This window comes from Mesorhizobium sp. A623, assembly GCF_054489405.1.
This window is the reverse complement of record NZ_JBTMXB010000102.1, coordinates 1-1723: the sequence shown is the minus strand read 5'-3', so window position 1 is coordinate 1723 and position 1723 is coordinate 1. Positions and strand designations below refer to the sequence as shown.

2 protein-coding genes are annotated in these 1723 nt (G+C 60.4%); both read right to left on the bottom strand.

The annotated features are described in order from the left end of the window. Positions 1-764 (bottom strand): FAD-binding oxidoreductase (locus tag ACX3P1_RS27995; protein ID WP_459083049.1); only part of this gene is annotated, 764 nt, incomplete at its 3' end. A gap of 11 nt (positions 765-775) precedes the next feature. Further along, positions 776-1723: SRPBCC family protein (locus ACX3P1_RS27990; RefSeq protein WP_459083047.1), on the bottom strand; the 948-nt coding region annotated here is incomplete at its 5' end.

Genomic DNA, 1723 nt, shown 5'->3' with positions numbered 1-1723 from the left:
AAGCTTTCCTGGTGGAAGTGGTCCATGTCGAAGCCGGATGCGGCCAAGATCCCGCGCATGGCATGCATGAACGGTTCAGGCCCGCAGCAAAAGATTTCCCTCTCGCGGAAATCGGGGGCCAAGAGCGGCAGACGCACGGTGTCGATGTGACCCGTATGGCCGAACCAGCTTTCACGGCTCGACCGCTCGCTGACCATGAAACCGAGCGACAGGCCGGGCATGCGCGTGCCGAGCAGCTCCAGTTCCTTGCGGAAAATGATTTCTTCCGGTCGCCTTGCGCTGTTGACGAAGGCTATGTCGGTCTGCGGCGAACAATCGTTCAGCCAGCGCAGCATCGACATCATCGGCGTTATGCCCGAGCCGGCCGAGATGAACAGGTATTTCGCCGACGGATAGTTATGAAGCGAAAACGTGCCGGCCGGCCCGTAGCCCTTGACGAGGTCGCCTACCTTCAGGTGATCGAACATCCAGCGCGTGCCGATGCTGTCCGCCTGTAGCTTGGCGGTGATCGCAATGGAAAACGGCCGCGACGGCGACGACGACAAGGTGTAGGTGCGCAGCAAGGAGCCTCCCTCGACGGGAAGCTCCAGCGTTATGAACTGGCCCGGCTTGTAGCGGAACCAGGTCTGGTTGTCCGAGCGGAAGCGGAAGGTCTTTACGTCGGGCGTCTCGTCGACGATGCCAATGATCTCCAGGACCTGAAGCTTGTCGTCCCACGGAGCCATCTCGCCGAGCTGTTTGTAGAGACCTACCGCCACGTTCATGGCCACTCTCCTTAAGCGGCGTCCCTCAAGGCGGAAACGGTGCCGTCGCCCTCGGCCAGCCTCGGCTCGATGAAGTTCGCGTACCACTGCACGAACTGGATGACGCCGCCCTCATGCACTTGCGAATAAGGCCCCGGCCGGTAGGCGGGCGAATGGATGCCGAGCGCGTTCTCCTCGATGATGCGGCGGTCCTCGTCATTGGTCGCAGTCCACACGTGGCTGAGTTCGGCAAGATCGTAGTCGACACCCTCGACCGCGTCCTTGTGCACCAGCCATTTGGTGGTGACGGCCGTTTCCGAAGCGCTAAGCGGCAGCACGCGGAAGGTGACGGCGTGATCGACGAGAACATGGTTCCAGGTCGTGGGATAGTGATAGAGCAACAGGGAACCGATCTTGTCCGCCGAAACGCTGTCGGACAGGTTCCTCTTCACGGCCGGCTTGCCGCTCATGGTAAAGCTGACGGCATCGCGCAGCAGCGGCGCACGAGTTGCCCGATACTGCCCTGCGGGATCAAGGCTGAATTTGCTAGGCAGGCCTTCCGCCTCGCATTTGGCCCAATGGGCAAGCATCTCCGGATCCTTGTCGACGCCGTTAATCCCGGTCGCCGACGGTGCTTCAGGAAAAGCCCGGCACAGTTCCGGGTGGTTGGCCGCACAGTGATAGCATTCTCGGTTGTTTTCCCAGACGAGCTTCCAGTTACCTTTCTCGACGATGGTACTCTCGAAGGCGACCTTCGCCTCGGTCAGTCGGTGCGGCGCAAGATAAGGTTCGATCATCGCCCGCATCGGCGCGAAATCGGCGGGCTTTTCGGCCAGGCAGATGAAAATGTAGCCGCCGACGCTTTCGCATGCGATCGGTCTCAAACTGAACTGGTTCTTGTCAAAATCATTGCCCATATCGCGGGCGAAAAGCAGGCGTCCATCCAGTTCATAGGTCCACTGGTGATAGGGACAGACCAG